The organism is Pelagibacterium nitratireducens (assembly GCF_037044555.1).
Taxonomy (GTDB): Bacteria; Pseudomonadota; Alphaproteobacteria; order Rhizobiales; family Devosiaceae; genus Pelagibacterium; species Pelagibacterium nitratireducens.
Genome location: NZ_CP146275.1, coordinates 1,136,399 through 1,162,410 on the forward strand (window position 1 = coordinate 1,136,399; position 26,012 = coordinate 1,162,410).

The 26,012-nt window shown below is 61.0% G+C and carries 34 protein-coding genes; 15 read left to right on the forward strand and 19 right to left on the reverse strand.

Translation table 11 applies throughout. The features are described from left to right. Positions 1–6: 6 nt before the first annotated feature. On the reverse strand, positions 7–897 hold the full coding sequence (locus V6617_RS05700; protein WP_338609699.1) for a metallophosphoesterase: 891 nt from the start codon (positions 895–897) through the stop codon (positions 7–9). A gap of 92 nt (positions 898–989) precedes the next feature. Between V6617_RS05700 and V6617_RS05705 the strand changes: the two genes are divergently transcribed. After that, complete coding sequence (locus V6617_RS05705) at positions 990–1,454, forward strand: NUDIX domain-containing protein (protein WP_338609700.1); 465 nt, start codon at positions 990–992, stop codon at positions 1,452–1,454. A 26-nt stretch (positions 1,455–1,480) separates the two neighbouring features. Here the strand turns inward: V6617_RS05705 and V6617_RS05710 are convergent, their stop codons facing one another. After that, positions 1,481–2,440: a glutathione S-transferase family protein gene (locus V6617_RS05710; protein WP_338609701.1), complete on the reverse strand. Its 960-nt coding sequence runs from the start codon at positions 2,438–2,440 to the stop codon at positions 1,481–1,483. 264 nt (positions 2,441–2,704) lie between these two features. Between V6617_RS05710 and V6617_RS05715 the strand changes: the two genes are divergently transcribed. Genes V6617_RS05715 through V6617_RS05725 form a run of 3 tightly spaced genes read left to right on the forward strand, consistent with a single transcriptional unit; the run spans position 2,705 to position 5,097 of the window. Beyond that, a complete protein-coding gene (locus tag V6617_RS05715) occupies positions 2,705–3,244 on the forward strand; it encodes an N-acetyltransferase (RefSeq protein WP_338609702.1) in 540 nt (179 codons plus the stop codon). A gap of 19 nt (positions 3,245–3,263) precedes the next feature. Continuing rightward, positions 3,264–3,893, forward strand: coding sequence for a CoA pyrophosphatase (locus tag V6617_RS05720; RefSeq protein ID WP_338609703.1), 630 nt, complete (start codon positions 3,264–3,266; stop codon positions 3,891–3,893). Further along, positions 3,883–5,097: a CCA tRNA nucleotidyltransferase gene (locus tag V6617_RS05725; RefSeq protein ID WP_338609704.1), complete on the forward strand. Its 1,215-nt coding sequence runs from the start codon at positions 3,883–3,885 to the stop codon at positions 5,095–5,097. Before V6617_RS05720 ends, V6617_RS05725 begins: the two co-directional genes overlap by 11 nt. On the opposite strand, the gene V6617_RS05730 is transcribed toward V6617_RS05725, so the two are convergent. From V6617_RS05730 to V6617_RS05740, 3 genes are all read right to left on the reverse strand, one after another. Beyond that, on the reverse strand, positions 5,091–5,276 hold the full coding sequence (locus tag V6617_RS05730; RefSeq protein WP_338609705.1) for a DUF1059 domain-containing protein: 186 nt from the start codon (positions 5,274–5,276) through the stop codon (positions 5,091–5,093). The two genes, V6617_RS05725 and V6617_RS05730, sit on opposite strands and share 7 nt — an antisense overlap. A 74-nt stretch (positions 5,277–5,350) precedes the next feature. Beyond that, positions 5,351–6,247 carry an oxygen-dependent coproporphyrinogen oxidase gene (hemF, locus tag V6617_RS05735; RefSeq protein ID WP_338609706.1) on the reverse strand — a complete coding sequence of 299 codons (897 nt, stop codon included), beginning with the start codon at positions 6,245–6,247 and terminating at the stop codon, positions 5,351–5,353. Positions 6,248–6,332: 85 nt separating this feature from the next. Continuing rightward, positions 6,333–6,827 carry a tRNA (cytidine(34)-2'-O)-methyltransferase gene (locus V6617_RS05740; RefSeq protein WP_338609707.1) on the reverse strand — a complete coding sequence of 165 codons (495 nt, stop codon included), beginning with the start codon at positions 6,825–6,827 and terminating at the stop codon, positions 6,333–6,335. 223 nt (positions 6,828–7,050) lie between these two features. On the opposite strand from V6617_RS05740, the gene petA reads away from it, so the two are divergent. The 5 genes from petA (at position 7,051) to V6617_RS05765 (ending at position 10,627) form a co-directional block, all read left to right on the forward strand. Then, entirely contained in the window at positions 7,051–7,575 is a 525-nt protein-coding gene (gene petA / locus V6617_RS05745; protein ID WP_338609708.1) for a ubiquinol-cytochrome c reductase iron-sulfur subunit, read from the forward strand. A 14-nt stretch (positions 7,576–7,589) separates the two neighbouring features. After that, positions 7,590–8,843 carry a cytochrome b gene (locus tag V6617_RS05750; RefSeq protein WP_338609709.1) on the forward strand — a complete coding sequence of 418 codons (1,254 nt, stop codon included), beginning with the start codon at positions 7,590–7,592 and terminating at the stop codon, positions 8,841–8,843. 22 nt (positions 8,844–8,865) lie between these two features. Then, entirely contained in the window at positions 8,866–9,690 is an 825-nt protein-coding gene (locus V6617_RS05755) for a cytochrome c1 (RefSeq protein WP_338609710.1), read from the forward strand. A 128-nt stretch (positions 9,691–9,818) separates the two neighbouring features. Further along, a complete protein-coding gene (locus V6617_RS05760; protein ID WP_338609711.1) occupies positions 9,819–10,022 on the forward strand; it encodes a hypothetical protein in 204 nt (67 codons plus the stop codon). A 71-nt stretch (positions 10,023–10,093) separates the two neighbouring features. Next, positions 10,094–10,627 carry an adenine phosphoribosyltransferase gene (locus V6617_RS05765; RefSeq protein ID WP_338609712.1) on the forward strand — a complete coding sequence of 178 codons (534 nt, stop codon included), beginning with the start codon at positions 10,094–10,096 and terminating at the stop codon, positions 10,625–10,627. 31 nt (positions 10,628–10,658) lie between these two features. On the opposite strand, the gene V6617_RS05770 is transcribed toward V6617_RS05765, so the two are convergent. Further along, complete coding sequence (locus tag V6617_RS05770) at positions 10,659–11,501, reverse strand: SDR family oxidoreductase (protein WP_338609713.1); 843 nt, start codon at positions 11,499–11,501, stop codon at positions 10,659–10,661. A gap of 89 nt (positions 11,502–11,590) precedes the next feature. Between V6617_RS05770 and V6617_RS05775 the strand changes: the two genes are divergently transcribed. Next, the gene (locus tag V6617_RS05775; protein ID WP_338609714.1) at positions 11,591–11,995 is read left to right on the forward strand and encodes a helix-turn-helix domain-containing protein; all 405 of its coding nucleotides are present in this window, start codon (positions 11,591–11,593) and stop codon (positions 11,993–11,995) included. A 12-nt stretch (positions 11,996–12,007) separates the two neighbouring features. On the opposite strand, the gene V6617_RS05780 is transcribed toward V6617_RS05775, so the two are convergent. The 13 genes from V6617_RS05780 to lgt form a co-directional block, all read right to left on the reverse strand. Next, positions 12,008–12,361, reverse strand: coding sequence for a DUF423 domain-containing protein (locus tag V6617_RS05780; RefSeq protein ID WP_338609715.1), 354 nt, complete (start codon positions 12,359–12,361; stop codon positions 12,008–12,010). Continuing rightward, entirely contained in the window at positions 12,358–12,909 is a 552-nt protein-coding gene (locus V6617_RS05785; RefSeq protein WP_338609716.1) for a MaoC family dehydratase, read from the reverse strand. The genes V6617_RS05780 and V6617_RS05785 overlap by 4 nt, the downstream gene beginning before the upstream one ends. After that, a complete protein-coding gene (locus tag V6617_RS05790; protein ID WP_338609717.1) occupies positions 12,906–13,397 on the reverse strand; it encodes a MaoC family dehydratase in 492 nt (163 codons plus the stop codon). Before V6617_RS05790 ends, V6617_RS05785 begins: the two co-directional genes overlap by 4 nt. Positions 13,398–13,652: 255 nt before the next feature. After that, positions 13,653–14,300 (reverse strand): hypothetical protein, encoded by a 648-nt coding sequence (locus V6617_RS05795; RefSeq protein ID WP_338609718.1) that lies wholly within the window; start codon positions 14,298–14,300, stop codon positions 13,653–13,655. A gap of 5 nt (positions 14,301–14,305) precedes the next feature. Next, positions 14,306–14,749 carry a DUF305 domain-containing protein gene (locus tag V6617_RS05800; protein ID WP_338609719.1) on the reverse strand — a complete coding sequence of 148 codons (444 nt, stop codon included), beginning with the start codon at positions 14,747–14,749 and terminating at the stop codon, positions 14,306–14,308. A gap of 123 nt (positions 14,750–14,872) precedes the next feature. Then, positions 14,873–15,970, reverse strand: coding sequence for a redox-regulated ATPase YchF (gene ychF, locus V6617_RS05805; protein ID WP_338609720.1), 1,098 nt, complete (start codon positions 15,968–15,970; stop codon positions 14,873–14,875). Positions 15,971–16,923: 953 nt separating this feature from the next. Next, complete coding sequence (gene pth / locus V6617_RS05810; protein WP_338609721.1) at positions 16,924–17,634, reverse strand: aminoacyl-tRNA hydrolase; 711 nt, start codon at positions 17,632–17,634, stop codon at positions 16,924–16,926. Positions 17,635–17,746: 112 nt separating this feature from the next. Beyond that, positions 17,747–18,379: a 50S ribosomal protein L25/general stress protein Ctc gene (locus V6617_RS05815; protein WP_338609722.1), complete on the reverse strand. Its 633-nt coding sequence runs from the start codon at positions 18,377–18,379 to the stop codon at positions 17,747–17,749. A gap of 190 nt (positions 18,380–18,569) precedes the next feature. Then, positions 18,570–18,833: a hypothetical protein gene (locus tag V6617_RS05820; protein WP_338609723.1), complete on the reverse strand. Its 264-nt coding sequence runs from the start codon at positions 18,831–18,833 to the stop codon at positions 18,570–18,572. A 256-nt stretch (positions 18,834–19,089) separates the two neighbouring features. After that, positions 19,090–20,022: a ribose-phosphate pyrophosphokinase gene (locus V6617_RS05825; protein ID WP_338609724.1), complete on the reverse strand. Its 933-nt coding sequence runs from the start codon at positions 20,020–20,022 to the stop codon at positions 19,090–19,092. Positions 20,023–20,172: 150 nt separating this feature from the next. After that, positions 20,173–20,943, reverse strand: coding sequence for a peptidoglycan editing factor PgeF (gene pgeF / locus V6617_RS05830; RefSeq protein ID WP_338609725.1), 771 nt, complete (start codon positions 20,941–20,943; stop codon positions 20,173–20,175). Between the two features lie 17 nt (positions 20,944–20,960). Continuing rightward, on the reverse strand, positions 20,961–22,043 hold the full coding sequence (locus V6617_RS05835; protein WP_338609726.1) for a class I SAM-dependent methyltransferase: 1,083 nt from the start codon (positions 22,041–22,043) through the stop codon (positions 20,961–20,963). Then, positions 22,036–22,833 carry a prolipoprotein diacylglyceryl transferase gene (gene lgt / locus V6617_RS05840; protein ID WP_338609727.1) on the reverse strand — a complete coding sequence of 266 codons (798 nt, stop codon included), beginning with the start codon at positions 22,831–22,833 and terminating at the stop codon, positions 22,036–22,038. Before lgt ends, V6617_RS05835 begins: the two co-directional genes overlap by 8 nt. A gap of 137 nt (positions 22,834–22,970) precedes the next feature. Here lgt and V6617_RS05845 point away from each other — a divergent pair, with 137 nt between their 5' ends. The 5 genes from V6617_RS05845 (at position 22,971) to V6617_RS05865 (ending at position 25,882) form a co-directional block, all read left to right on the forward strand. Beyond that, positions 22,971–23,222 carry an accessory factor UbiK family protein gene (locus V6617_RS05845; protein ID WP_014131331.1) on the forward strand — a complete coding sequence of 84 codons (252 nt, stop codon included), beginning with the start codon at positions 22,971–22,973 and terminating at the stop codon, positions 23,220–23,222. A gap of 5 nt (positions 23,223–23,227) precedes the next feature. Continuing rightward, positions 23,228–23,962 (forward strand): metallophosphoesterase family protein, encoded by a 735-nt coding sequence (locus V6617_RS05850; RefSeq protein WP_338609728.1) that lies wholly within the window; start codon positions 23,228–23,230, stop codon positions 23,960–23,962. Positions 23,963–24,231: 269 nt separating this feature from the next. Next, the gene (locus V6617_RS05855) at positions 24,232–24,732 is read left to right on the forward strand and encodes a YbjN domain-containing protein (protein WP_338609729.1); all 501 of its coding nucleotides are present in this window, start codon (positions 24,232–24,234) and stop codon (positions 24,730–24,732) included. Beyond that, positions 24,729–25,544 (forward strand): pyrroline-5-carboxylate reductase, encoded by an 816-nt coding sequence (gene proC / locus V6617_RS05860; RefSeq protein WP_338609730.1) that lies wholly within the window; start codon positions 24,729–24,731, stop codon positions 25,542–25,544. The genes V6617_RS05855 and proC overlap by 4 nt, the downstream gene beginning before the upstream one ends. Further along, the gene (locus V6617_RS05865) at positions 25,541–25,882 is read left to right on the forward strand and encodes a tRNA-binding protein (RefSeq protein WP_338609731.1); all 342 of its coding nucleotides are present in this window, start codon (positions 25,541–25,543) and stop codon (positions 25,880–25,882) included. Before proC ends, V6617_RS05865 begins: the two co-directional genes overlap by 4 nt. The last annotated feature ends 130 nt before the right edge of the window (positions 25,883–26,012 follow it).

Below are 26,012 nucleotides of genomic sequence, written 5' to 3' on the forward strand. Positions count from 1 at the left end.
TGCTGTCTAATATATGCGCATTTGCAGCCGCAATGCGATCTCGTCGCCAATGCGCTGATAGCCGTATTCGCGCATGGCGCAGGTCCACTCGGTCCCGACCTTTTCGATACGGAAAAGATTGTAGCGGCCGGGCGCGTCGTGACCTTCGGGCGCCGCCGAAGCGGCAGCCACGCCAATGACCGGAATTTCCTGGGTCGGGCCGGGTATGGCATTCACCGAAGACAAATGGGTATGGCCGTGCAGGACGATTTCGGCACCCGCCTCTTTCAGCACGGCCCGGACATCGGTGCCGTCCCATAGACCCAGGCGCCGGGAAGCGGCGAACTCGGCATGGGGAGGATGGTGGATCATCACGACCCGGAAATAGCCAGCTTCGCCGAGCAGGGTCAGGAGCTTGCGCAGGCGTTCGATCTGGTCGGCCCCGACCTTGCCGGCGGCAAAGAATGGCGGAGTCGCGATGGCGCTGGACACCCCGATGAGCGCCACCATGCCCAACCGGCGGACATAGGGAAAGGGCTGGTCGTCCAGCGTTTCGCCACGCATGTAATTGCCGTATGCGCCGCGCGCCTTGTCGAGCGCACCGGGAACATAGGCGTCATGGTTGCCCGGGATCGCGCAGACCTTTTCGGGGCCGCCCAGTCCGGTGAACCAATTTGCCGCTCTGGCGATTTCCTTGTCGAGCGCGAGATTGACCATGTCGCCGGTGACGCAGGTCATGTCGGGATCATGGGCCTGCATGTGGTCGAGAAGCGCCATCAGCGTTTCGGGTCGCATGTCGCTGGCGCGCTTGAGTTGCCAGTTGAGCCAGCCCGTCAGGCGTTTTGACGCAAGCTCACGTGGCGTGACAAGAGGAAGCGGCGCAAGATGGACGTCGGAAATATGGGCGAGGGTAATCATCGGGTGCACTATTGGCATGGTGGCTAAGGCAAGAAAATGGCCGATTGCCGGGTTTGCCACAATTTGTCATGGGTAGATCGACAGGAGTGGTTATGGCCCGAGGATGGGAACGGTTCAAATTCGGTGCATTGCTGCGGGCACGCGGAATTTACAAGCATCTTACGCTCGGTGCCCGGGCGGCGGTTATCGTCGAGGGGAAAGTGTTGCTGGTGCGACATGGGTATGTCGCCGGTTGGCAGATGCCGGGCGGCGGTGTCGACCCGGGCGAAACCGCCGAACAGGCCGCCCGCCGCGAGGTGCTCGAGGAAACCGGCTATGGGGTCGATGGCCCGATGCGGTTGTTCGGGCTCTACCACGCGACGGGCTATACCGATCGTGACCATGTCGCCCTTTATCTGGCCGATACGGCCCACGAAGCGACGGCCTTCGTCCCCAATCGGGAAATCGTCGAGATCGGATGGTTTGCGCTTGGCGACCTGCCCGAGCCTATGGCGCCGGGCGCGGCGCGGCGCCTGGCGGAAATCGGGGAGGGCAAGCCGCCCTCTCCCGAATGGTAGGCGCGTGCCGGACCCAAACCGATCACTCAGCCGAGAAAATCGAGCACCGGTCCCTCCGGCACGATGCGGGTGGGATTGATGGTGGTGTGGCTCCAGTAATAGTGGGTCTTGATGTGGTCGATATGTACGGTCGCTGCGACGCCGGGCCATTCGCATAGGGCCTTGAGGTATTTCGACAACTGGGGGTAGTCGGCTATGCGGCGTATGTTGCATTTGAAATGCCCGACATAGACAGCGTCGAACCGCATAAGCGTGGTGACCAGCCGCCAGTCGGCTTCGGTCGGGGTGGAGCCAGTCAGAAATTTATGCTGTGACAGGATGTTTTCAACCCAGTCCAGAGCGTCGAACAGATCGGTGACCGCCTCGGTGTAGGCCGCCTGAGTTGTCGCAAAACCGGCCTTGTAAACCCCATTGTTTATGTCGCTATAGACACGCGCATTGATGCGGTCGATCTCTTCGCGCTTGTCCTGGGGATAAAAATCGAACGTGTTGCCGGTGATCCCGTCAAAGGCCGAATTGAACATGCGGATGATGTCGGCGCTTTCGTTTGAAACGATGGTCTGGCGCTCTTTGTCCCAGAGGATCGGCACGGTCACGCGGCCCGTATAGTCGGGCACCGCCTTGGTATAGACCTGCCAGAGATAGTCGGCGCCATTGAGCGTGTCGGTATCGGAGCCCAGTTCGCCCGTAAAGGCCCAGCCAGTTTCATCGGGCATTTTGGGAGAAACGACCGAGACCGAAATGTGGTCCTCAAGCCCCTTGAGGGCACGGAAAATCAGGGTGCGATGTGCCCATGGGCAGGCATAGGACACATAGAGATGGTATCGGCCGCTTTCGGCCTTGAACCCTTCCTGACCTGTCGGGCCAGCGGCACCGTCAGCGGTAACCCAGTTGCGGAATGCGGATTCCGAACGCTTGAACTTTCCGCCTGTCGATTTGGTGTCGTACCACTGGGTCGACCATTTTCCGTCGATCAACTGCCCCATCGCTTGTCTCCTTGCTGTTCGTCTTGTGGTCGGTAACCCCATATCTAGCCAGATTGTTCTCGATTATTAGACGGATAACACCGAACACCGTGTTCGCCTTCGATTTCGATGGACCGAAGATATCGAGGGTGCTAAATCCGCTTTCGGCCAATATGGAGCCTGGTTCATGATGTTCGGTATCGAGCGAGACATTCGACGACTTTAGAGCGCGCATCACTGCGCGACTGTCGTCGTATTGCCTTGATCGATCTGGATATTGTTACAATGACCGCACTCTCGCCGCTCCCGGCCGCCACCGTTCCTACGCCTGCCGCGCTGTCCATCCGGCTCGAAACGCCGGACGATGATTCCTGGATCGAGGCGTTGCACGAAGTTTCCTTCGGTCCGGGGCGTTTTGCCCGCGCGGCCTTCCGGGTGCGCGAGCGGATCGCGGTGGATCCCGACTTTTCCTATATCGCCGAGATCAAGGGGGAGCGTGCGGCAAGCGTGCGTATGACCCCGATCAGCCTGGGTGGTGTCAACGGATACCTGCTCGGACCGCTGATGACCGACCCCGAGTTCAGAAAACAGGGGGCCGGGCGTGCCCTGGTCAGGCATGTCTGTGAACTGGCGCTGGAGCGCGAGGGAATCGCATTTGTCCTTCTGGTCGGCGATTTTGCCTATTACAGTCCTTTGGGTTTTGTCCGGACAGTGCCAAGCGCCATCACTTTCCCCGGCCCCGTTGATCCCACGCGCGTGCTGGTCCACTCTCACGATCCGAAGATGGCCGATACACTTGCCGGGGACGTTCTGCCCTGGGTTTAGGGGCAGGACCCAGGATCGCATGTCGAGCGAGAGCGATATCAGGCAGATCGTGACGCGGCTTTTGCCGGCCGCCGAGCCCATGCCCGATGCATCCGATCTTATCGCCGATTTCGTGATCAGCGATCTGGGCGATGCGGTGCCGGTGCCTGCGGCGGTGCTGATCGCGCTGGTCAAGCGCGGCATGGGCTACAACGTGCTCTATACCGAGCGGGCGACGGCCTTGCGCAAGCATTCGGGGCAGGTGGCATTTCCCGGCGGGCGGATCGATCCAGAGGATCAGGATGCCGCCTACGCCGCATTACGCGAAGCCAATGAAGAGGTCGCGCTGCATCGCGACGATGCGGAAATTCTCGGCTATATGCCCTATTATTACACCGGCACGAATTACTTCATCACTCCGGTAGTGGCCATCGTCGATCCCCGTGCACCTTTCGTTCCCAATCCGGGCGAGGTGGACGATGTATTTGAAGTGCCGCTCGAAACGCTGATCGATGAAAAAAGCTATAGCACCTTTCGCGCGGTCTATCGTGGGCGTGAGCGGCAAAGCTGGCAGATCGACCATGAGGGTCACCGTATCTGGGGGATAACCGCCAACCTCACCCGCCGTTTCCGCGACAGCGTTTTGACGGAGCCGCACGATGAATCCTAACGCCGCGCTGGAGCGGCTCGCGCATGCATCCTGGCTGAAGGCAGCGCAGCCATTTTTCGCTTGCCTTGACGGCGAAGGCGGCAAGACGCGGGCGGTGGGCGGGATCGTGCGCGACACTCTGCTCGGCATCGAAGGCGGGCGACCCGATATCGATATGGCGAGCGAATTCGTGCCCGAGCAGGTGGCTGAACGCGGCAGGGCCGCGGGCATGAATGTCCATCCCACTGGCATCGAACATGGCACCATGACGCTTGTCCACAATGGTCGTATTGCTGAAGTCACAACCCTGCGCCAGGACGTTGAGACCTTCGGGCGCAAGGCAAGGGTCTCGTTCGGAACCGACTGGACCGAAGATGCGCGGCGCCGGGATTTCACGATGAACGCTCTTTATTGCGGCCCGAAGGGCCAATTGTTCGATCCGCTTGGTGGATTGGACGATTGCCTTTCGGGCCGGGTTCGCTTCATCGGCGATCCCGACGCGCGAATCGCCGAGGATCGGCTGCGTGTCTATCGTTATTTCCGATTTGTCGTCAGCCACGGCAACCAGCAGTTCGATCCAATGGCCATTGCAGCGTGCAAGCGCGGGGCAGACGATCTCGGCGCGCTTTCAGCCGAGCGTGTCGGCCGTGAAATGATGCGGCTGCTCTCGCATCGCCGCTGTGCAGCGGCCCTGGCGGAGATGGCCGTTATCGGCGTGTTGCCGACAGAACTCTTCTCGCCCCGTGTATTGGCCGATTTGGCGCGACTCGAAGCATTTGCCGTTCCGCTCGATGCGGAGATGCGGATGGCCGTGATGGCCCTTGCCGGCGCGGGCAGGCAATCGCTCCAGAACATGTGGCGGCTTTCCAACGCCAACATGGCGCGCGTCGAGCGGCTGATTGGGGCTGCCGACCTGGCGCGTCGGGATCATCTGGCCGAACTGGCCTATCGATATCACGGTGAGCGTGAGGCGGGACTGGCCATTGCTGCCGCGATCGAGGGCAGCGCGGAAAACTGGCTCAATGAGCGCCTGACGGCCTTGCAGACAATCAATCCCGGAAGGTTCCCGCTGTCGGGTTCGGACCTGGTTTTAGCCGGTCATGCGCCCGGCCCCACCGTGGGGGCCGAACTGCAAAGGCTTGAAAATCTCTGGATCGAGTCAAGGTTTTCGCTGGACCGGACAGCACTTATGGCGCTTGCCCGGTCCGCCTTACGGGATCAGTGACGTGTTTCGACGTCGAAAATGCGATCCTTGATGCGCTCGACCATATCGGGCCGCACCTCGGACTCGCCGTGTTCGGCTCTGAGTTTTTCGACGGCCTTGCGGACCACTTCGGCCTCGCTTTCTGCCGTCGCGTGCCAGGTTGCGCCCGGTATCAGCGATCCACCATCAAATCGTTTCATGAGTGTTCCTCCGTCTCCTTTCGGGTTGCACGAAGTCTAGCTTGAGGAAACGATCGGGAGCGTCGGAAGTTCCATCAGGGCCAGCGAACGGTCGGGGGCATGGACGAGAGAATCGATCTCACATTGCCGCCCGTCTTGAGCCCGAACGTCGTGCCCCGGTCATGGAGCAGGTTGAACTCGACATAGCGTCCGCGCCGAACGAGCTGTTCTTCGCGCTGCTCGTCGGTCCAGGTCTCATTGAAATTGCGGCGGACGAGTTCGGGATAGATATCTATGAAATGCCGGCCCACATCCTGGGTAAAGGCAAAATCGGCATCCCAATCGCCGCTGTTGTGGCGGTCGTAGAAAATCCCGCCGATCCCGCGCGGCTCGTCGCGGTGGGCGAGGAAGAAATACTCGTCGCACCAATCCTTGTAGCGCTGGTAATCGACCTGCTTGTGGGGCTCACAGGCCGCCTTCATCGCAGCATGGAAATCGATGCTGTCGGGATCGGTCTGGGTCCGGCGTGAATCGAGCACCGGGGTCAGGTCGCCGCCCCCGCCGAACCACCAGTTGGATGTCACCACCATGCGCGTGTTCATGTGAACGGCAGGTACGTTAGGGTTCCAGGGGTGGCCGATCACCGAGACGCCCGAAGCCCAGAACTGGGCATTTTCCTCGGTGCCCGGGATCTGCTTGGCGAATTCGGGCGAAAATTCTCCAAACACCGTCGAGATGTGAACACCCATCTTCTCAAAGACCCGGCCCTTGATGATCGACATCTCGCCGCCTCCGCCCGCCGGCCGGTCCCAGGTTTCGCGCTCAAACCGGCCGGGGGCCATGTCTGCGTGGGCGCCGCTCACTTCGTCCTCAAGGGTTTCGATCGCGGCGCACAAATCGTCGCGGACCGATTTGAACCAGGCGCTGGCGCGAGCCTTCTTGTCTTCGATGTCGTCGGGTAGAGCCATTGTCGTAAGCATCTGCATATTCATTGTCCGTGCCGGGTCCCTATCACGTTGGAACTGGCGCGACCATGCGGCAGAATCGGGCAAAAGTGCTTGATCGGGATCAAATGCGTCAGCCTGTCGCGGGCGAGCCGGTCAGCCGCTCAAAGCCACCCGTCTGGCGCAAGGCCTCGCCCAGAACGATGGAAGCGGAAATTGCCACATTGAGCGAACGGGATGCCGGCTGCATGGGGATGCGGACACGCAGCTCCGCACTGTCGGCGATCTCGGGCGGCACGCCGGCACTTTCACGCCCGACCATGAGAATGTCGTCGGCCTCATACCGTGTGCCATGATGGGGAATGCTGGCTCGTGTGGTCAGCAGGACGAGTCGTTTGCCCTGGTCCCGGCGCCAGTGGTCAAACCGGGCGTAACTGTCGTGCTCGATCATCTCGACGCTGTCGAGATAATCCATGCCCGAGCGCTTGAGCGCGGCGCGGGAAAAAGCAAATCCCGTGGGGTGGATGATATGGACCGGCACGCCCAGACACGCCCCCAGTCGCAGCAGTGTTCCGGTGTTGAGGGCGATGTCGGGCTGATAAAGGGCTAGGGCGATGGGCAATGGCATGACCGTGGCAGGGGGTTGGCGTAAGTTTGGTGGGTATAGTGTCGCAGATCGATCAAGTCACCTTTGGCAAGGCTGGACAAGTCCATGAGACAGTGCAAAAAGAAGCCAAAAATCCGCACCGCCTGGCGGCGGCGGACCCGACTCGCGTACCCATGCGTGTAAATCACCGGCGTCCGGCGGATATCAGAACAAGTTTGTGCAGGCCTTTTGGGGATCTAGAGCTTTGGCGACAGCGAGCGAAACAAAAGCGACACGGCGCGATTTTCTATTCATCGCGACCGGTGCGGTCGGTGCAGTCGGGGTGGCGGGAGCCGCCTGGCCGCTTATCAATCAATTGAACCCCGATGCGTCGGTTCTGGCCCTGGCCTCGATCCGCTTCGACGTTGCTCCGGTGGCCGAGGGATCTTCGGTGACCATCATGTGGCGCGGGCTTCCGGTTTTCGTGCGGCACCGCACGCCGGCAGAGATCGAAGAGGCGCGTGCCGTGCCGCTTGCCGATCTCAAGGACCCGCAGACCGACGAAGAGCGCGTGCTCGAGGGGCACGAAGAATGGCTCATCATGGTCGCCAACTGCACCCATCTGGGCTGCGTGCCGGTTGGGGAGTCGGGCGATTACGACGGCTGGTTCTGCCCCTGCCACGGGTCGCACTACGACACTGCAGGCCGCATTCGTCGCGGGCCGGCGCCGAGGAACCTCGTCGTGCCGCCCTATGAGTTCGTGTCCGACACTGTCGTGCAGATCGGTTAAGGGGAGTAGAGGGCATGGCCAATCACGCTGGCAACTATACGCCGGGCACCGGGATCGAGCGCTGGCTCGATGACCGCCTTCCCATCATCAGGTTCTCCAAAGAACATCTGATGGACTACCCAACGCCGAAGAACCTCAATTACTGGTGGACTTTCGGCGCCATCCTCACCTTCATGCTGGTCGTCCAGATCGTGACCGGTGTCATTCTGGTGATGCACTATACCCCGCATGTGGACCTGGCCTTCGCCTCGGTCGAACACATTCGGCGTGACGTCAATTTCGGGCGCATCATCCAGGGTACCCACGCGGTGGGCGCCTCGATGTTTTTTGCCGCTCTTTATGTCCATATTTTCCGTGGCCTTTATTACGGTTCCTACAAGGCGCCACGCGAAGTCATCTGGATGCTGGGCGTTATCCTGTTCATCCTTTTGATGGCGACGGCCTTCATGGGCTATGTGTTGCCCTGGGGGCAGATGAGCCTTTGGGGCGCGACGGTCATCACCGGCATCTTCTCGGCGATCCCTCTTGTCGGTGAAGCCATCCAGACCCTGCTGCTCGGCGGGTTCTCGGTGGCCAATCCCACGCTGAACCGCTTCTTCTCGCTGCACTATCTCATCCCCTTCATCATCGCCGCCGTCGTGGTGCTGCACATCTGGGCTCTCCATGTGCCAGGCAACAACAACCCGACCGGCGTGGACGTGAAGGAAAGCCGCGATACGCTGCCTTTCCATCCCTACATCACGATGAAGGACATGTTCGCGCTCGTGGTGTTCCTCATCCCGTTCGCCTGGTTCGTGTTCTTTGCGCCCGACATTCTGGGCCACGCGGACAACTACATTCCCGGCAATCCGCAGGTCACGCCAACACATATCGTTCCCGAATGGTATCTGCTGCCGTTCTACACGATGCTGCGCGCCATCGATTTCAACGTGCTGTTCATCGACTCCAAGCTTGGCGGCGTCATCGCGATGGGCGGTTCGCTGCTCATCCTGTTCGTAGTGCCGTGGCTCGATACCTCCAAGGTGCGCTCGGGCTCGTTCCGCCCGCTGTTCCGCCCGTTCTATTGGCTGTTCGTGATCAACTTCATTGCGCTTGCCTATCTGGGTGCGCAGTCGGCCGAAGGCATCTACGTGCTGCTGGCCAAGATCTGCACGGCCTATTATTTCGGCTACTTCCTCATCATTCTCCCGATCCTGGGACGCATCGAAAAGCCGGCGCCGCTTCCAGCCAGCATTTCGGAAAGCGTGCTGGGCAAGGCGAATGGCTGATAAGGCGCGAAGGACAACGATAATGCTTAAAAAGACGATCCTTGGCGTACTCGCCGTTGCGGCATTTGCGCTTGGTGGCGCCAGCGTGCAGGCCGCTGAAGAGTATCCGCACACCGATCAGCAGGACTGGAGCTTTGCCGGCGTGTTCGGCACATACGACCAGAACCAGCTTCGCCGCGGTTTCCAGGTTTATCGCGAGGTCTGCTCAAGCTGCCACGCGCTGGAATACATCTCGTTCCGCAATCTGGCCGAGGAGGGTGGTCCCCATTACAGCGAAGATCAGGTTCGGGCCCTTGCTGCCGAATACACTGTCGCCGATGAGATGGCGGAAGGTGGAGAGCGCGAAGGCGTGCCGGCCGACCGTTGGCCGCACCCGTTCCCGTCCGAGCAGATCGCTGCCGAAGCGAACGGTGGCAAGGCGCCCCCCGACCTTTCACTGATGGCGAAGGCGCGCGGCATCCACATGGATTTCCCCTGGTGGGTCTTCAACTACTTCACCGCCTATCAGGAAGCGGGGGCGGACTATATCTACAATCTGCTGACCAGCTATGAGGAAGCGCCCGAGGGCGTCGAGGTTGCTCCTGGCCTCAGCTACAACGAATATTTCTCGGGTCATTTCATCGCCATGGCACCGCCACTCTCGGACGGCATCGTGTCCTATTCCGATGAGACGACGCCCGAGACGGTCGAGCAGTATTCCAGGGACGTCGCGGCCTTCCTGCAGTGGACGGCAGACCCGCACATGGTTTCGCGCAAGTCGACAGGCTTTGTTGTGATCCTGTTCCTGATCGGGCTGTCCATTCTGATGTATCTGGTCAAACGCCGCATCTGGCGCGATGCCCACTAGCCATTTGAAAAGGGCCCTGCGGGGCCCTTTTTGTTGCGGCAAATTTCGCCCTTGTCCGCAACCGTCAAAGTCTTCATTGTGGTGGCCTTGACGCTGCAATCTCAATCGGGATCGATTGGAGGAGAACGATGTCGGTTTTTCGAGTGGCCAAAACGGCGGCTTTTCTGGCATTTGCGGCGAGCCGCAACCCGGTGGTTCGCTCGGCCATCAAAGCCGCGCCAAATCTGGTTTCCGAAGAACGCAGGCAGGCTGCCTTTGAGGCGACCAAGCGCGCCGCGCGCAAGGCAGGAGAGATGACGGCCAGGGTCGTCCCTCCCAATCGCTATTTCTGAGCCTGTCGTTTCCGGCTAGAGTCGCGCTTCAATCCCGTTCCATTTGAATTCGTCCTGCGGAGCTCTGTTTCATGGCCACCGACCTCAAGGCACTCGTGCGCTCGATTCCCGACTACCCCAAGCCCGGCATCATCTTTCGCGACATCACATCATTGATCGAGGATTCGGCCGGGTTCAGCGAAAGCTGCGAGCGGCTGGCGGCGGCGCATCGTGGTCTGGGGATCACCAAGGTGGCCGGTATCGAGGCGCGGGGTTTCATTTTCGGGGCCGGGGTCGCCATCGCGCTTGGCGTGGGGTTTGTTCCGGTGCGTAAGGCCGGCAAGCTGCCCGGTGAGACGATCGGACAGAACTACGCGCTCGAATATGGCGTGGACACCATCGAAATTCATGCCGATGCCGTTGATGAAAACGACAATGTGTTGCTGATCGACGATCTTATCGCCACGGGTGGAACTGCAATTGCGGCCGTCTCCCTGTTGCGACGGACAAGGGCCAGGGTCGAGCACACAGGGTTTGTCATCGATCTCCCCGACATCGGGGGCGCCGAGAAATTGCGCGCCCATGGCGTCAGGGTCGAGGCACTGATGACGTTCGAGGGGCACTGAGAGCGGCCTTTTTGGCCGCTCTCGATCATCGTTATTTGAGCGCTTCGGCGACGGCCTGTTCCAGGGTCTGGGTCGGTCGGCCGAGCAGTTTGCCCAGTGTGCCGCTATCGTCTGCAAGCGCGCCCTCTGCCGCTTTCGCGTCGCTGTCGGCCAGCATGTCCGCCACGGGTGCGGGCAGGCCGAAGCGTTCGAGAATTTTCGCGTATTCGGCTTTGGGCAGGTCGGTATAGACGATTGTCTTGCCCGACTGGCGTGAAGCCTCGGCGGCGAGATCTGCCAGCGTATAGGGCTGATCATTGCCCAACTCATAGATCCTGCCAGCATGGCCATCAGTGGTCAGCACATTGGCGGCCGCCTGGGCCAGATCGGCACGGTTGGCGGTGTTGAGCTTGCCTTGGCCGGCCGAGCCGATGATCGCGCCGTTGGCGAGCGCTCCGCCGAGATTGCCCGTGTAGTTCTCTGTGTACCAGGAGTTGCGCAGGATTGTGTAATCGAGCCCGGAAGCCTTGAGCGCGGATTCTGTCTCGCGGTGTTCTGGCGCAAGAACGATCTCGGAGGTGTCGGCATGCAGCAGGCTTGTATAGACAAAATGCTTCACCCCGGCGCGAACGGCGGCATCGATGACCGCCTTGTGCTGGGGCACCCGCTTGCCCACTTCGCTGCCCGAGACCAGCAGCAGCTTTTCGACACCCTTAAGGGCCGGCTCGAGCGTTTCGGGTTTATCGTAATCGAACGGGCGCGTGGTGACGCCCAAATCGGTGCCCTTGGCGGGGTCGCGCGCCAGCGCGACTGTCTGGTCGCCAAGGCCCTTTTCCTTGAGTGCCGCGATGATGAGACGGCCGAGCTGGCCGGTGGCTCCGGTGACTGCGTACATGAGATCAACTCCAGTGTTGTCGTATTGCGTCGACCGATATAAAGTGAACACTTACGAAAAGTAAGTACGTACGCAAAGGTAAGTATCAAATGAGTGCCAACGACAGTCAGGTCACCAGCGGGCCTCTGGCGCATGCCATGGAACGGGGCCAACTGTTTTCCGAGGCGTGCCCATCACGCGAAGTGCTCAAGCATCTCACCAGCCGGTGGGGGGTGCTGGTCCTTATCGTGCTTTTGGGGGGCACTCACAGGTTTTCCGAATTGCGCCGCAAGATCGGGGGCGTGAGCGAGCGCATGCTGGCTCAGACCCTGCAATGGCTCGAGGATGACGGCATGGTGGATCGTCGCGCCTATCCGGTCGTCCCGCCCCATGTCGAATACAGCCTCACGCCGCTGGGGCGCGAGGCCGCCGAAAAGGTGGGCGGATTGGCCGATTGGATCGAAACCAGCATGCCGCGGATCGGCGCCGTCTGGGCGGAAAAGGGCACCCGATAGGGGGCGCTCCGATCAGTCTCGTCTGCCGAAAAGCCCTGCGATGATCAGCAGGAGCCAGCCCAGGATCAGCGCCATGCCGCCGGCAGGCGCCAGCAAGGGCAAAGGCGAGCCGCCGGCGAAATATCGCAGCGCCAGATCGGTGCAGAACAGCCCCGCGCCCGCCATGAGCGCAATCAGGGCCCAGTTGAAGATACGCGGCAATCGGGCCAGCGCCAGAGCGAGAACGGCCGGCGCATGGCTCAGCGCGATCAGCGAATAGGGGCCGAGCAGCGCAGCGCCAGCGTGCGACGATGCCGCCGCAGCGGCGACCCCGGATGCGCCGAGCAGGCCGGCAAAGGCGATGGCGATGCGCTCGAGCGGGCTCATCTTTGCACCAGAGCCTTGAGCCCGGGCACCTTGGTCAGCGCCAGCATGGCACGCACCCTGAGGGGCATCCTGTAATCGCGTAGCTTGGAGAATCCCACGAGGTCGGCCGAATAGACAAGGTCGCCATGCTGGTTGTGCGCCTCGAGCAGGTTGAACAGCAGACCCCAGCCGGGAATGGAATTGGACCGGCGCTTTCCCGTGACGGTCAGGGTGTAGCGCACGGTATCACCCGGTCGGACCGGTGCCTTGAAGTCCATACGATTGACGCCGGGCGAAGGGCCGGACACGCCCGGTTCGCCCCCTTCGGCGCGCACCACGTCTTCCTCGGCCACGAGGCGGTCCACCATCAGCCGGTGCCCGACGCTGACCGTGTGCCAGCCCGAAGCGACCAGTCCGCCGAAATGAGACTGCGCCGCCGCTTCAGGGTCGGTGTGAAAATACTGCGGATCGTAAAGCGTGCCGAAGCGGATGATCTCATCCTCGGTGAAGGTATGGCTGCCCAGATCGAAGGGCATGTCGATCTGAACGTCCTCGAACCAGCGGGTCATTGCGCAGCCTCGGTCATGGCTGCCGAGTTGCGCACTTCAACGAGATTGGTGAGCGTGAGGGTCATCACCTGTTGGTTCTTTTGGTTGCGCATGTCGAAATCGATGGTGAGGATGCCCATGTTGGCGTGGCTGGCCGAGCGGCGCAGCGAGGTAACTGTCGCTGTGCCCGACAGCGTGTCGCCCTTCATCAGGGGACGCTTCCATTTGAGGTCAGTAAAGCCCAGCCCGCCCATTGAGGCGATCTTTGACAGGAACGCATCGACCAGCATGCGCAGCGAGAGCGCTCCGGTCTGCCAGCCGCTCGCGGCCAGTCCGCCCAGCAGGCTTTCGCGGGCGGCCTTTTCGTCGAGGTGGAAGGGGAAGGGATCGAACTCGGTGGCAAATTCGATGATGTCGGCCTTGCTGACGGTGCGCGGCCCAAGGGGAGTGGTCTCGCCGACCGTCAGATCCTCGAAATGGCGCCGATCTTTTGTTATCGGATTGGTCACTTTGTTGTCCTTAACGTCAACACCGATTGTGCCCCATGGGCATCGGCGAAGCAAGGGGCACGAAGGCGGCGCTTATAAACAGCGCACAAGCCATAAGGTCCCCGATCGGACCCTGTGCCGAGCGCAGATATTTGCCCATGATGGGTTTTGAGCGGCGGCGAGACCAGTGCCAGATCGAATTTCATAACCTCTCCTGCCGCACCAGGCAGGGCACGATAATCGATTCGCCGCGTGGCGGGATAAGTGTCGCGCGGATCAGCCCGCCTGCCGGATGTCCCCGATGGATTTGTCCAGGCTGGCGCGGACCAATGCGGTTACGAGGCGCGGGAAATCAGCCTCGGCCACGTGTTTGGACAATCCCTGCGCCGTATGGGGCAATCCAAGTTCTCGGGCGGCGTCGAGGCTCTTTTTGTCTGCGAAGGGATAGAGTTCGCCCCAGGCGGTCTGTGCTTCGCGAAAGAAGATATCGACCCCAACGTCGCCAAGTCCCTTGAACGCCTTGAGCGCTTTTCGCATTTCGGCCTCGTCCCGACCGGCCTTTTTGCGCAGGGCGCGCAGGTCGCCATCATAGGTTTCAATCAGATATTCGGCGGTGCCGCCGAGCATGCGCGATGTGCTTTCGTCATACCGGGCATAGCCATTGTTGTTGAGTACATCGACCCGCTCTTTCCATGTCGCGGCCTTGAGTTTTTCCGGCGTCGTCCAGCCAGCGTCGGCCAGAGCTGCAGCGGCCTCGAGGGCCTGGGCCGCGCCGATACGGGCACTGAACAGGATCGAGGCGCAAAGCCAGCGGAACAGGGGAGAGGGCGTGTTGTCGGCGATGGGGATATGCAATTGGTCGCAATAGGTCTGCCCGTATCTATCGAGCAGCGCGTCGATTAGGTCTTTGTGTGCGGATGTCATTTCACTCACTCCAGATCGGCGATCAGGGCCTTCATCTCATCGATTTCGCTGCGCTGGGCTTCGATGATGCGGCTGGCGAGATCGAGGACACGGGGATCGGAAAGATTGGCGTTTTCGCTGGTGAGGATGGCGATGGAATGGTGCGGGATCATCGCGCGCATCCAGGAGACGTCATCGACCGTGGCCTGCGAGCGAACCAGATAGAGCGATCCGGCAAAGACCAATATCGCGACGACATAGATGGAAATATTGAGCGCGGTGTTTTTGTACATGCCCAGCATGAAGCTGAGCATGACGATTGCCATGGTGGCCCCCATCAGCAGGGCCATATAGGCGCGGGTCTCACTGAAAAAGATGTGATCGAGGGCGTAGGTGTTGAGATACATCAGCCCAAACATCACCAGCGTCGATGTGGCGATCATGGCGAGGAAACGAACGTAATGGGCCATTGTGCTCTCTCCTTTTTCAGGTGAGGCAACGGGATCGGATTTACACGGGTTCCATATCCTGGCCCGGACCTGCCGGAGGATAATCGGGCAGGGGCAGACGCCGGGTGCCCGGCGCCGTCATGATCAGGTGTTGAACTTGAAGAGCATCACGTCGCCATCCTTGACGACGTATTCCTTGCCTTCGTCGCGCGCCTTGCCGGCTTCCTTGGCAGCCACTTCGCCCCCGAGCGCGACGAAGTCGTCGTACGCGATGGTCTGGGCGCGGATGAAGCCGCGCTCGAAATCGGTGTGGATGACGCCGGCGGCCTGCGGAGCCTTGGTGCCGACCGGAATGGTCCAGGCGCGGGCTTCCTTGGGGCCGACCGTGAAATAGGTCTGGAGGTGCAAGAGCTTGTAGCCTTCGCGGATCAGCTTGTTGAGGCCCGGTTCCTCCAGCCCGAGCGAGGAGAGATAATCGGAGCGATCGGCGGCGTCGAGCCCGGCCAGTTCGGCCTCGATCTCGGCGCAGATGATCACCGTGCGAGCCTCGTGGCCCTTGGCGTAGTCCTCGACTTTTCTGGTGTGCTCATTGCCGGTCGCTGCAGCGGATTCATCGACATTGCAGACATAGAGCACCGGCTTGGCGGTGAGGAGCTGGAGTTCCCTGAACGCCTTTTCCTCGTCGGCGGCCCGCTCGGTGTGGCGGGCGGGCTTGCCCTCTTCGAGCAGCGCCTTGGCGCGGTTGACCAGTTCGAGAGTGAGCTTTGCGTCCTTGTCGTTGGCGCGGATTTTCTTTTCGAGCCCACCGATGCGCTTTTCAAGGCTTTCGAGGTCGGCCAGCATCAATTCGGTCTCGACCACTTCGGCGTCGGCGATCGGATCGACCTTGCCGGCGACGTGGACGATGTCGTCGTTTTCAAAGCAACGCAGCACGTAGGCGATGGCGTCGCATTCGCGGATGTTGGCAAGGAACTGGTTTCCGAGCCCTTCGCCTTTGGATGCGCCCTTGACCAGACCGGCGATGTCCACGAACGAAAGACGGGTGGGGATCACGTCCTTGGACTTGCCGATCTCGGCCAGCTTGTCGAGGCGTTCATCGGGGACGGAAACCTCGCCCACATTGGGCTCGATGGTGCAAAATGGAAAGTTCGCGGCCTGAGCCGCTGCAGTCTGGGTGAGGGCGTTGAAAAGCGTCGATTTGCCGACATTGGGCAGACCGACGATGCCGCATTTGAAACCCATGATGGAACCTCGGAAATGGCGCCCGACCGGGCGCAGAAAGCGTTGGGCCTTAACTCGTGCAGGCAGGCGCGGAAGTCAAGAGAAGCTGGACGTGCCGATGCGTCCGACGGCGAGATCGCCTCGGGCTTTGATTGCCATTCGAGCTTGGCTCTCATGGCCTTCTCACCTCCAATCGTGCCACCGGCACGATTGGCCGAAGGACGGATCGAAGTAGACGGCATGGGGCGATGAACGCTCCGCATGATTTAGTTTTTATATGAAGCGATCATCGCCCCACGCATCCGGGGTTTTGGGCTTATGGCGGCGTCTCGGGCTGGGGTTTGTCGTCCGGGATATTGGCATTTTTAGTGGGTCGGTTGGCGAACCGGGAAACCGGTGCCCACTTTCCCTGCCAACTTCCCGTCGGTGCCCCTCTCCCTTTCGGGAGTACGACGTGGACTCCCATCCTCGCCCGGCCATCCGTCCGCTTTGGGCCTTCCCTGCGGCGACCCGCATGGAACCCGGATCGGCCTGTCGGATGGGATCGAAGTGCCCGAGGGCCGATGCGGTCCTAAGGCTCGGACCCATGCTCCCCCTTCTCCAATCCCGCCCTCACCGGAAGCTCGTATGCATCCTCGTCTCTGGTGCGGCCGTGGGAGGAGAATGGCACGGGGGTGATGGGGCGGGGATAAATATTTTTCCGGCCTTCCTTTCGCTGTCCCGGACTTGATCCGCGACCCAGCAGCCTTGCCCATACTCCGGTGCGAGAGGAGAGACACATGGACCCCGGCTTTCGCCGGGGAAGCGAGGGAGAGGAAAGAGCGGGGGCAATGGAGCGGGAATCCGGGGGAGCGGTGGGGCAGAGGAGCGAGGAGGGGCGCTGGCGCCGATCCGTCGACCGGTCTCCAATTCACTCTGCCGCACACATCTGTGTCAGGGGCTTGAGCGAGAGTGAAACCCTAACCGTCGCGGCCTCAGTCCTTCTTCCCGAACAGCTTTTTGAGCATGTCGGCCATGGGACCGGATTCGGGGAGTTTGGTCTGGGGAGTGGATGGGCGGGCCTGCCGGACATGACTTTGGGCCTTGGGTGCGGACTTATCCGCTTCGGACTTCGATGCTGTAGGAAGGGCGAGCGCAAGCTTGTTCATCAGCGCTGCCGCGTCACCTTTGGCAATCAAAGCGGCATTTTTTGCCAGCGCATCGAGCAGGGGTTCCAGCCACTCGTTTTCGGCCTTGTGGAAGTTCGAGAGCACATGGGAATGCACGCGGTCCTTGTGGCCCGGATGGCCGATGCCCAGACGGATACGCACGAAATCCTTGCCCAGATGGCTTTCGATGGAGCGCAATCCATTATGCCCGCCATTGCCGCCGCCCGTCTTGACGCGCACCTTGCCGGGGGCGAGGTCGAGTTCGTCGTGGATGACGGAAATATCGGCAGGAGCGAGCTTATAGAACTGGGCAGCCTGGGCGACGGAATCGCCCGAGCGGTTCATGAAGGTCTGGGGCTTGATCAGCATGATTTTTTCGCCATCGATCACGCCTTCGGACACGAGGGCGGAAAATTTCTGGCGAAAGGGTGGGAAACTGTGCTGGCGGGCGATCTCGTCGACGGCCAGAAAGCCGATATTGTGCCGGTGGGCAGCATATTCGGCGCCGGGATTGCCGAGCCCTACGATCAGGTGCATCGCATCTCTCCGGGAAAAGCGGGGCCGGCGGCTCTTTGCTGGTCACGCCTCCGAACCGGAAAAGTGGATGCCACTTTTCCTGGAAGCGCTCCGAGCCGCCGGCCCGAAGGTTTTAGTCTTCGTCTTTTTCGTCTTCGTCGCCTTCATCGGAGTCCGCGTCTTCAGCGCCTTCGGACGAGCGCAGGGCAGACGGAGCAGCGATGGTGGCGATGGTGAAGTCGCGATCGGTGATGGTCGGGACGACACCCTCGGGCAGGTCCACGGCCGAGATGTGCAGCGAGTCGCCGACTTCGGCCTTGGACAGATCGACCACGAGGTATTCGGGGATCGAATCGGCCGGAACGGACACTTCGACAGTGTGCCGCACGACGTTGAGCACGCCGCCCTTCTTGAGGCCGGGGGACTTTTCTTCGTTCTCGAAGTGGACGGGAACTTCGACGGTAAGGGTCGAATTCTTGCCCACGCGGAGAAAGTCCACATGCACGAGGAAGTCGCGCACGGGCTCAAGCTGGTAATCCTTGGGGATCACGCGGTGCTTTTTGCCGTCCACATCGATCTCGATGACGTGCGAGAGAAACCCGCCGTCATGAATCTTGCGGAACGTATCCTTGTAGGAAATCGCGATGGAAAGAGGGGCTTTCTTATCGCCGTAAATAACGGCAGGAACCAGACCTTGACGACGCAGTTCACGAGCGGCCCCCTTGCCCACCCGGTCCCGCACCGAAGCCTTCAGCTCGACGCTCATGGAAATCATCCATTGGTTGGGTGCGTTTCTCCGGATTTTTCCTTGTCACGTTTCCGAACCGAAAAAGTGGTGTCCACTTTTTCTGGAAACGCTCCGAACGAAACGCGCGCCCGTCCTCCAGGGGTGACGAGCGCTTCATGGGGCGGGTCTATACAGGAGGCGGAAAAATTGGGCAAGAGGCCCGATAGCGCTAGTCTTCGTCTTCCGCCGGCGCTTCGAGCCCGCGCCGGCTCATTTCGTCGAGCGCCGCGGCGCGCAGTGTCATGGCGCGTTCGGTCAACGGTCCATCGGGATCGTGATGGACACGGAACAGGCGGCTGGTGCCGAAGCGCTTGTGCATGTGCACGAGCATTGCGTCGGGCCAACCGGGAATTTCATCGAGAAGAGCCAACAGCTCGGTCTCGGCGCTTGAGCGCGGGGCCACCAAAGGGTGACGGGGAGGGGTCTTTTTCACTGATACTTCCACATACGCAGCGTACGCGGTCATGGCTGGCTCGCCCCACCGGATCTTCCGCAAAAAGGGAAAATGCCGGAGCCAGTGCAAGGTTCCGCGTACAGGCAGCGCTTGTGGCTGAGTCGTGGTCATCGGTCAAAATCCCCTCGCTTCCATTCGAGCAATGGCAGCGTGAGAGATTCGCCGATCGGGCGGCAGCCGGGATGATTCCGGGGCCTGGTGTTAAGGTGTTGTTAACCCTGGTTGCGTGCGGCGTTCAGTCGAACAGGCTCGAAACCGACTGTTCGGACGCTGTGCGGGCTATTGCCTCGCCGATCAGGGTTGCGATCGAAATGTGGCGGATCTTGCCGACCTTGGCGACGGCCTCGGTCATTTCGATGGAATCGGTGGTGACCAGTTCCTTGAGCCGCGACTTGGCAATGCGCTCGGGCGCGTCGCCCGAGAGGACGCCGTGGGTGATATAGGCCGAAACTTCCCTGGCGCCGGCATTGAGCAGCGCCTCGGCCGCGTTGACCAGCGTGCCGCCGGAATCGACGATATCGTCGATCAGAATGCAGGACTGGTCCTCGACGTCGCCGATGATGTTCATCACTTCGGATACGCCGGCGCGCGGACGGCGCTTGTCGACGATGGCCAGTTGCGCGCCGATGCGGTTGGCGACGTTGCGGGCCCGCAATACGCCACCAACGTCGGGGGAGACGATCATCACCTTGGAGGTGTCGTAGTTTTCGGCGATGTCACGGGTGAGGACCGGAGCGGCGTAAAGATTATCGGTCGGGATATCGAAAAAACCCTGGATTTGCGGTGCGTGCAGATCCAGGGTCAAAATGCGGTTGGCGCCGGCATGGGTTATGAGGTTGGCCACAAGCTTTGCCGAAATCGGCGTGCGGGGGGCCGATTTGCGGTCCTGACGCGCGTAGCCGTAATAGGGCAGGACCGCCGTGATGCGACGGGCCGAGGAGCGGCGCATCGCGTCGATCAGGATCAGCAATTCCATGAGATTGTCATTGGCCGGAAAGGACGTGGACTGGAGGATGAACACATCCTCGCCGCGCACGTTTTCGTGGATCTCCACGAAAATTTCCTTGTCGGCGAATTTCTTGACCGACGCGTCGGTCAGTGGAATTTCGAGATAGTCGGAAACGGCCTTGGCCACGGTGAGGTTTGAGTTGCCCGTCACCAGCTTCATGGTCAGCCTCTATATGTGCCCTGATCGCCAGAGGCCGCCAATGCCCCGAGCTTGTTGGGCGGACGTTTAGACCCCGAAGGCCGCAAACTCAATATGACTTTTGAATGAAGGTGAAGGGCGGTTAACGGTGTTGCCCGTCTGCACAGGGTGTCACCCCCTCGCAATGAGCGCAATCTGGCGCCCCGCGCGTGTGTTGTTGTGGGTCGCGTAGCGGTGGGAGAAGTAGAGATCGGGATGGGCGTAGGTACAGCTTCCGACCGATTCGACTGTGCCGATGCCCAGCGATTTTGCCTGCGAGAGCACGAGGCCGGGCACGTCGAAATGGGGCCGGGGCCAGCCCTCGGTGATGATGAAATCGGCAGCGTCGGGGAACTGGGCGCGAATCTCGTCGGCCATCTCCTCGCCGATCTCATAATTTGGGGCCGATATGGCCGGGCCGATGGCGGCGATGATGTTGGCGCGCGAAGCCCCCAACTGTTCCATGGCGGCGACGGTATTGGCCAATATGCCGCCGACGGCACCTTTCCAGCCGGCATGGGCCGCGCCGATTATCCCTGCCTCGGGATCGGCAAGCAGAATGGGCGCGCAATCGGCAGTTAAAATGCCCAGCGCGATGCCCGACCGGGTGGTGACCATAGCGTCCGCTTCGAGACGATCTCCAACCCTGAAGCCATTGTCGACGACATGGACGTGGGTGCCATGAACCTGTTTGGCGAGAGCGACTTCAATGGGGCCGCCCTTGAGGGCCATGACGGCGCGATGAACATTGTCGACGACATTGGCCGCGTCGTCACCAACCGAGCGCGAGGCGTTGAGCGAGGCGAACTCGCCTTCAGACACCCCGCCGCGCCGTCCGAAAAATCCGTGACGGACAGCAGGCGCTTCGGTGATTGCTGGGCTTTTTTCGATGGGCGGATGCATTGTGAGGCAGGCTTTCTCTACGCGGGGAACCCCGCTGGGCGCAGTCCCGGGCTGGCAGCGCACAGGACCTTGAACAGCTCACCCATCTGATCGGCCCGTGTGAGCCGGTCGAAGGCCGATGCGAGGGAGGCGGCCTTTTGCGGGTTTGCCGTGGCGAGTGCTGAATGACGCTCGGCCAGCCCCAATGATGTAAGAAAACTGCCCTGGGTCACAATGGGGTGGACCGTCAACCCAGCCATGCGCCCAGCGCGCCCCAGCGCTTCGAAATCCACATGCGTTGTGAGATCGGCCGCGCCGGGTTGCGCGAGGGGATCGACGGGAGCATGGCGGGCAAGAGCCTGCAGGGTTTCGCCGGGTTGGGTGTGCGCGTAGCCATAATCGATGGTGAGCAACGCACCGCCACGCGGGCCGAGAAGGCGGCAGAGCTGGCCCATGAACTGTTGCCCCGCCAGCCCGATTTCGGCGACCTCGCCATCTTCCGCCGATGCGAAAGCCTCCCCGATCAGAGCTTCCTGATAAGGCGTGGGCGACAGACCGAAGACGCGCTGGCCATCGGCAAGTCCGACGCTGCGTTCATACCATTTGCCCTCGCGCCTGACGAATTGGCGGACCGGGAGCGCGTCGAAGAATTCGTTGGCGATGATGATGAGCGGAGAGGCGCCAAGGGTTTCGACGTCCTCGATCCAGTCGGGCGAATGTGCCGAAAGCCTTTCGCGCTGCATGGCGGCGAGGACCGGATTGGTTTCATAGAGTTTGAGGTCGAGAGCTTCGGCGAGGCCGGTGGCACGGGTTGCGACGCGGAGGGCGTCGGCAAGAAGCGTTCCGCGTCCGGGCCCGAGCTCGAGAAGCGTGAATTTTTCCGGACTGCCCATCTGGAGATAGAGATCGGCGATCCACGCTCCGATCATTTCGCCAAAGGTCTGGCTGATTTCGGGGGCGGTGATGAAGTCGCCGCCGGTGCCGAGCGGGTCGGCCTTGCGGTAATAGCCGCGTGTGGGATGGGTCAGGCACAGGCCCATATAGCTCGCCAGCGACATCGGTCCTTGCTGGCGGATCTGCATGTCGATCAGATCGCCCAGGGAGAGGCCCGGCTCAGCCATGACGACGCTTTTGACTCCAGACAATCAACGCAATGCCCGTAATCAGGATAGGCAGCGAAAGAACCATGCCCATGGTCAGCCAGCCGAAGGCGAGATAGCCGATATGGCTGTCGGGCAGGCGGAAGAATTCGACGAAGATGCGCGAAAGCGCATAGCCGACACCGAAGATTCCTGCTGCGGTGCCGGGGCGACGCAGCACCAGTTTGACGTGGGTGAAATAGCGGATGACGAGGAACAGGAGGACGCCTTCGAGCAGGCCTTCATAGAGCTGGCTGGGGTGGCGCGGCAGGTCGCCGCCGCCGGGGAAGATCACGCCCCAGGGCATTGTGGTGACAGAGCCGTAGAGTTCGGCGTTGATGAAATTGGCAACCCGGCCGAGAAACAGGCCGATGGTGGCGCAGCAGGCGAGCAGGTCCAGGCCTGACAGGATGTTGGCCTTCTTGCGATTGAGGTAGACGATCATGGCAACCATCAGGCCCAGCATGCCGCCATGAAAGCTCATGCCGCCGTCCCAGAGGGCAATGATCTGGCCGGGGTTTGCGGCAAAGACCAAAGGATCGTAGAACAGAACGTAGCCCAGCCGTCCGCCGACGATGATGCCGATGACGATCCAGAAGGTGAAGTCGAACAATTCGTCGGGGGTCATGGGTGGAGTGCCATTGACCCAGAGCGATTTGCGCCTGAGCAGCAGCATGCCGTATCCTACGCCGAGGAAAATGCCGGCCAGGTAGGCCAGTGCATACCAGCGGATGACGATGGGCCCGATGGCAAAGGCGACCGGATCGATCATGGGGAAGGGCACGTGGGGCCTCGAAGCTGATTGCGATTTTGCGGGACCATGCCGCCCGGACCGGCTCTGGTCAAGCGGTCCTCGAGCCCCTACATAGTTGGCAGTGGGCCGGACGGCCAAACAAGAGGAAGTGAGCGATGTCGCAAGGACAAAAGTTTTTCGACGATCTGGGGCGGTTGATGAACGATGCCGCCTCGGTTGCCGATGGTGCGCGCCGCGAGGCGGAGACAGCCATCCGGGGCCAGATGGAGCGGGTCGTCAACGATCTCAACCTCGTCAAGCGCGAGGACTATGACGCATTGCGCGAACTGGTGAGCATCCAGGGCGAGGAAATCGAAGCCCTGCGCCGCGAACTCGAAGCATTCAAGCGCCGCAAGAAGACCACCTAAGTATCATGCGGGTCGCGGTCATTTCCGACGTCCACGCCAATGTGCTGGCGCTTGAGGCGGTGCTGGCCGACATCGCGCGGCACGACGTGGAGAAGATCCTCAATCTCGGCGATCATTTCGCCGGACCCCTGTGGCCCAAAAAGACCGCCTCGGTCATGGCTGAACTCGATATGGTGGCGATCCGCGGCAATACCGATCGCTACCTCGCACAAGGCGATGCGGATCTGCTCGACGAGGATGATCTCAAGATCATCGACGCCATTGAGGGTGAGCCGATGAATTGGCTCAAGCACCTGCCCGAGACGGCCATTTATGCCGATGCAATCTTTATGAGCCATGGAGCGCCGCGATCGGACGAGACCTATTGGCTCGACCGCAAGGTCAAAAAGCACGGCTTCCGTGTTTCCTCGCTCGAAGAAGTAGAGGCTGAACTGCCTCATGGCGATTATCCGGTCTATTGTTGTGGCCATACCCATATTGCGCGGGTGGTGACGCTGGACGACGGGCGGATCGTTTTCAATCCTGGCAGCGTGGGGCGGCCCTCGTTCAACATGAACGATCCTGTGTCAGCGGCGCGGCTTTCGCCGGCGGCCGCCTATGCCATTGTCGAGCTCTCGGCGGGAAAATGGCACGTCAATCTGCGGCAGGTGGCTTATGACAACATGGCGGCGTCTGCCATGGCGCGGGCATGGGGCAATGAAACCTGGGCCCGCGATCTCGCCGAAGGGCGCACGCGCTAGAGCGCTTTGTGACAGTCGTGTAAAACCCTGTGGTTTGAAGGGTTTGTTAAGAACCCGTTAACCATATCGCTCCGATCATCCACAAGAGAATTTCGGTTTTGGGCCCGCGTTTCTGGGTCCCTGCCGGAGGTGCAGTGTACAGTCGAGACAAATGACGATTCGTACATCCTGTCCCCGGCCGAGCCGGTTCGGTTGTGCCGCGTAAGGCGTCCGGCATCCTGTCGGCCGCTGCATCTTCGAACCCAACGCATAAGCGTGCGGAGCCAGCCATGTCACTCCTCGAATTGGAACTGGATCGGACCATTCACCCGGTCGATATTATCGAGCACATTGCCGCGATCAGCGACTGGTCGTTCGAGCGGCAGGACGCTGACGAAATCTCCATTTCGGTCAAAGGGGGCTGGAGCGACTACCACGTATCGTTCAACTGGATGGAGGAGATGGAATCGCTCCATCTCGCCTGTGCGTTCGATCTGAAGGTGCCCGAGGCGCGCCGTGGTGAAATCAAACAGCTCATTTCGCTGATCAACGAGCAGTTGTGGATCGGTCATTTCGACATCTGGAGCAAGGAAGGCGTGGTTCTGTTCCGGAACTCGCACCTGCTTTCGGGCGGCGCGGAGGTCTCGCCGCAGCAATGCGAAGCGCTGTTGCGCTCGGCGACCGAGAGTTGCGATCTCTATTATCAGGCGTTTCAGTTCGTGGTCTGGGCCGGAAAATCTGCCTCCGATGCCCTGGCGGAAGTGATGTTTGAAACCGTGGGGCAAGCATGAGCCTTTCGACTGTCGGCTCGGTGCTGCTGATCGGCGCCGGCAAGATGGGTATGGCGATGGCGGCAGGCTGGATGCGGGGCGGCCTGCCCGGTCCGGCGCTAACGCTGGTCGACCCGCAGCCCCATGACAGCGTTTCGGCATTTGCCAGCAAGCACGGCGCCGTGCTGCGCACCGGTCTTCCCGACGAGACGCCGCGTGTCGTGGTGCTGGCCGTCAAACCCCAGATCATGGATGGCGTGCTGGGCGTGGCAAGGCCGTTGGTTGGGACCGAAACGCTTGTGGTGTCGATCGCTGCCGGAATTTCTTCGGACAAGATTGTTGCAGGTCTGGGCACCGACCGCGTGGTGCGGACAATGCCCAATACGCCTGCGCAGATCGGCAAGGGCATTTCGGGCGCTTTTGCCGGCGATGCGGTTACGTCCGAAGACCGAAAATTGACCGAGGCGCTTTTGGCGGCAGCGGGTGGTGTGGTCTGGGTTGAAAACGAGACACTGATCGATGCTGTTACTGCGGTTTCCGGATCCGGGCCGGCCTATGTGTTCCATCTCGTCGAAGCCATGGCGGCGGCCGGTGAAGGCGAGGGGCTGAGCCCGGAACAGGCCATGGTTCTGGCGCGCCAGACGGTGGTTGGTGCGGCGGCCCTAATGGAAGCAGATGACAGCGAAGCTGCGCAATTGCGCAAGAACGTCACCTCTCCCAACGGAACGACGCAGGCAGCGCTCGATGTTTTGATGGCGCCCGATGGGCTTGGCGCCTTGATGAAACGGGCGATCAGCGCAGCCCGCAAGCGAAGTGAAGAATTGGGGCAATGAGCGACACCATCACTTTTGACGATTTTCTCAAGGTTGACATCCGCACCGGGACGGTGGTCGAGACGCGGCCTTTTCCCGAGGCGCGCAAGCCTGCGATCATTCTGCTTATCGATTTCGGCCCGGAATTGGGGATCAAGAAATCCTCGGCCCAGATCACCGTTCATTATACGCCCGAGCAACTGATCGGTCGTCAGGTTATGGCGGTCGTAAACTTCCCGCCGCGCCAGATCGGGCCGCTGAAATCTGAAGTGCTCACGCTTGGTTTCGAGGATGAAAGTGGCGCCATCGTGCTCGCCGCGATCGACAAGCCGGTGCCCAACGGACGCAAGCTGATGTAATCGGCATGAGAAGGGCTCGCTTGTCTTGGTGCGTGGCTTTGCCATATAGGTGAGCCTCCTCAGACCGGAATTAGCAATTGACCAAGCCGGACCTTATTCCCACCGAACGCGAACCCCGTCTGCTTGGATC

Excerpts from the sequence above, each read along its gene's own strand:
- V6617_RS05700 (WP_338609699.1), bottom strand. The coding sequence starts at position 897 with ATGATTACCCTCGCCCATATTTCCGACGTCCATCTTGCGCCGCTTCCT.
- V6617_RS05705 (WP_338609700.1), top strand. The coding sequence starts at position 990 with ATGGCCCGAGGATGGGAACGGTTCAAATTCGGTGCATTGCTGCGGGCA.
- V6617_RS05710 (WP_338609701.1), bottom strand. The coding sequence starts at position 2,440 with ATGGGGCAGTTGATCGACGGAAAATGGTCGACCCAGTGGTACGACACC.
- V6617_RS05715 (WP_338609702.1), top strand. The coding sequence starts at position 2,705 with ATGACCGCACTCTCGCCGCTCCCGGCCGCCACCGTTCCTACGCCTGCC.
- V6617_RS05720 (WP_338609703.1), top strand. The coding sequence starts at position 3,264 with ATGTCGAGCGAGAGCGATATCAGGCAGATCGTGACGCGGCTTTTGCCG.
- V6617_RS05725 (WP_338609704.1), top strand. The coding sequence starts at position 3,883 with ATGAATCCTAACGCCGCGCTGGAGCGGCTCGCGCATGCATCCTGGCTG.
- V6617_RS05730 (WP_338609705.1), bottom strand. The coding sequence starts at position 5,276 with ATGAAACGATTTGATGGTGGATCGCTGATACCGGGCGCAACCTGGCAC.
- hemF (WP_338609706.1), bottom strand. The coding sequence starts at position 6,247 with ATGAATATGCAGATGCTTACGACAATGGCTCTACCCGACGACATCGAA.
- V6617_RS05740 (WP_338609707.1), bottom strand. The coding sequence starts at position 6,827 with ATGCCATTGCCCATCGCCCTAGCCCTTTATCAGCCCGACATCGCCCTC.
- V6617_RS05750 (WP_338609709.1), top strand. The coding sequence starts at position 7,590 with ATGGCCAATCACGCTGGCAACTATACGCCGGGCACCGGGATCGAGCGC.
- V6617_RS05755 (WP_338609710.1), top strand. The coding sequence starts at position 8,866 with ATGCTTAAAAAGACGATCCTTGGCGTACTCGCCGTTGCGGCATTTGCG.
- V6617_RS05760 (WP_338609711.1), top strand. The coding sequence starts at position 9,819 with ATGTCGGTTTTTCGAGTGGCCAAAACGGCGGCTTTTCTGGCATTTGCG.
- V6617_RS05765 (WP_338609712.1), top strand. The coding sequence starts at position 10,094 with ATGGCCACCGACCTCAAGGCACTCGTGCGCTCGATTCCCGACTACCCC.
- V6617_RS05770 (WP_338609713.1), bottom strand. The coding sequence starts at position 11,501 with ATGTACGCAGTCACCGGAGCCACCGGCCAGCTCGGCCGTCTCATCATC.
- V6617_RS05775 (WP_338609714.1), top strand. The coding sequence starts at position 11,591 with ATGAGTGCCAACGACAGTCAGGTCACCAGCGGGCCTCTGGCGCATGCC.
- V6617_RS05780 (WP_338609715.1), bottom strand. The coding sequence starts at position 12,361 with ATGAGCCCGCTCGAGCGCATCGCCATCGCCTTTGCCGGCCTGCTCGGC.
- V6617_RS05785 (WP_338609716.1), bottom strand. The coding sequence starts at position 12,909 with ATGACCCGCTGGTTCGAGGACGTTCAGATCGACATGCCCTTCGATCTG.
- V6617_RS05795 (WP_338609718.1), bottom strand. The coding sequence starts at position 14,300 with ATGACATCCGCACACAAAGACCTAATCGACGCGCTGCTCGATAGATAC.
- V6617_RS05800 (WP_338609719.1), bottom strand. The coding sequence starts at position 14,749 with ATGGCCCATTACGTTCGTTTCCTCGCCATGATCGCCACATCGACGCTG.
- ychF (WP_338609720.1), bottom strand. The coding sequence starts at position 15,970 with ATGGGTTTCAAATGCGGCATCGTCGGTCTGCCCAATGTCGGCAAATCG.
- pth (WP_338609721.1), bottom strand. The coding sequence starts at position 17,634 with ATGCACCTGATCGTAGGGCTCGGCAATCCCGGCGCCGAATATGCTGCC.
- V6617_RS05815 (WP_338609722.1), bottom strand. The coding sequence starts at position 18,379 with ATGAGCGTCGAGCTGAAGGCTTCGGTGCGGGACCGGGTGGGCAAGGGG.
- V6617_RS05825 (WP_338609724.1), bottom strand. The coding sequence starts at position 20,022 with ATGAAGCTGGTGACGGGCAACTCAAACCTCACCGTGGCCAAGGCCGTT.
- pgeF (WP_338609725.1), bottom strand. The coding sequence starts at position 20,943 with ATGCATCCGCCCATCGAAAAAAGCCCAGCAATCACCGAAGCGCCTGCT.
- V6617_RS05835 (WP_338609726.1), bottom strand. The coding sequence starts at position 22,043 with ATGGCTGAGCCGGGCCTCTCCCTGGGCGATCTGATCGACATGCAGATC.
- lgt (WP_338609727.1), bottom strand. The coding sequence starts at position 22,833 with ATGATCGATCCGGTCGCCTTTGCCATCGGGCCCATCGTCATCCGCTGG.
- V6617_RS05845 (WP_014131331.1), top strand. The coding sequence starts at position 22,971 with ATGTCGCAAGGACAAAAGTTTTTCGACGATCTGGGGCGGTTGATGAAC.
- V6617_RS05850 (WP_338609728.1), top strand. The coding sequence starts at position 23,228 with ATGCGGGTCGCGGTCATTTCCGACGTCCACGCCAATGTGCTGGCGCTT.
- V6617_RS05855 (WP_338609729.1), top strand. The coding sequence starts at position 24,232 with ATGTCACTCCTCGAATTGGAACTGGATCGGACCATTCACCCGGTCGAT.
- proC (WP_338609730.1), top strand. The coding sequence starts at position 24,729 with ATGAGCCTTTCGACTGTCGGCTCGGTGCTGCTGATCGGCGCCGGCAAG.
- V6617_RS05865 (WP_338609731.1), top strand. The coding sequence starts at position 25,541 with ATGAGCGACACCATCACTTTTGACGATTTTCTCAAGGTTGACATCCGC.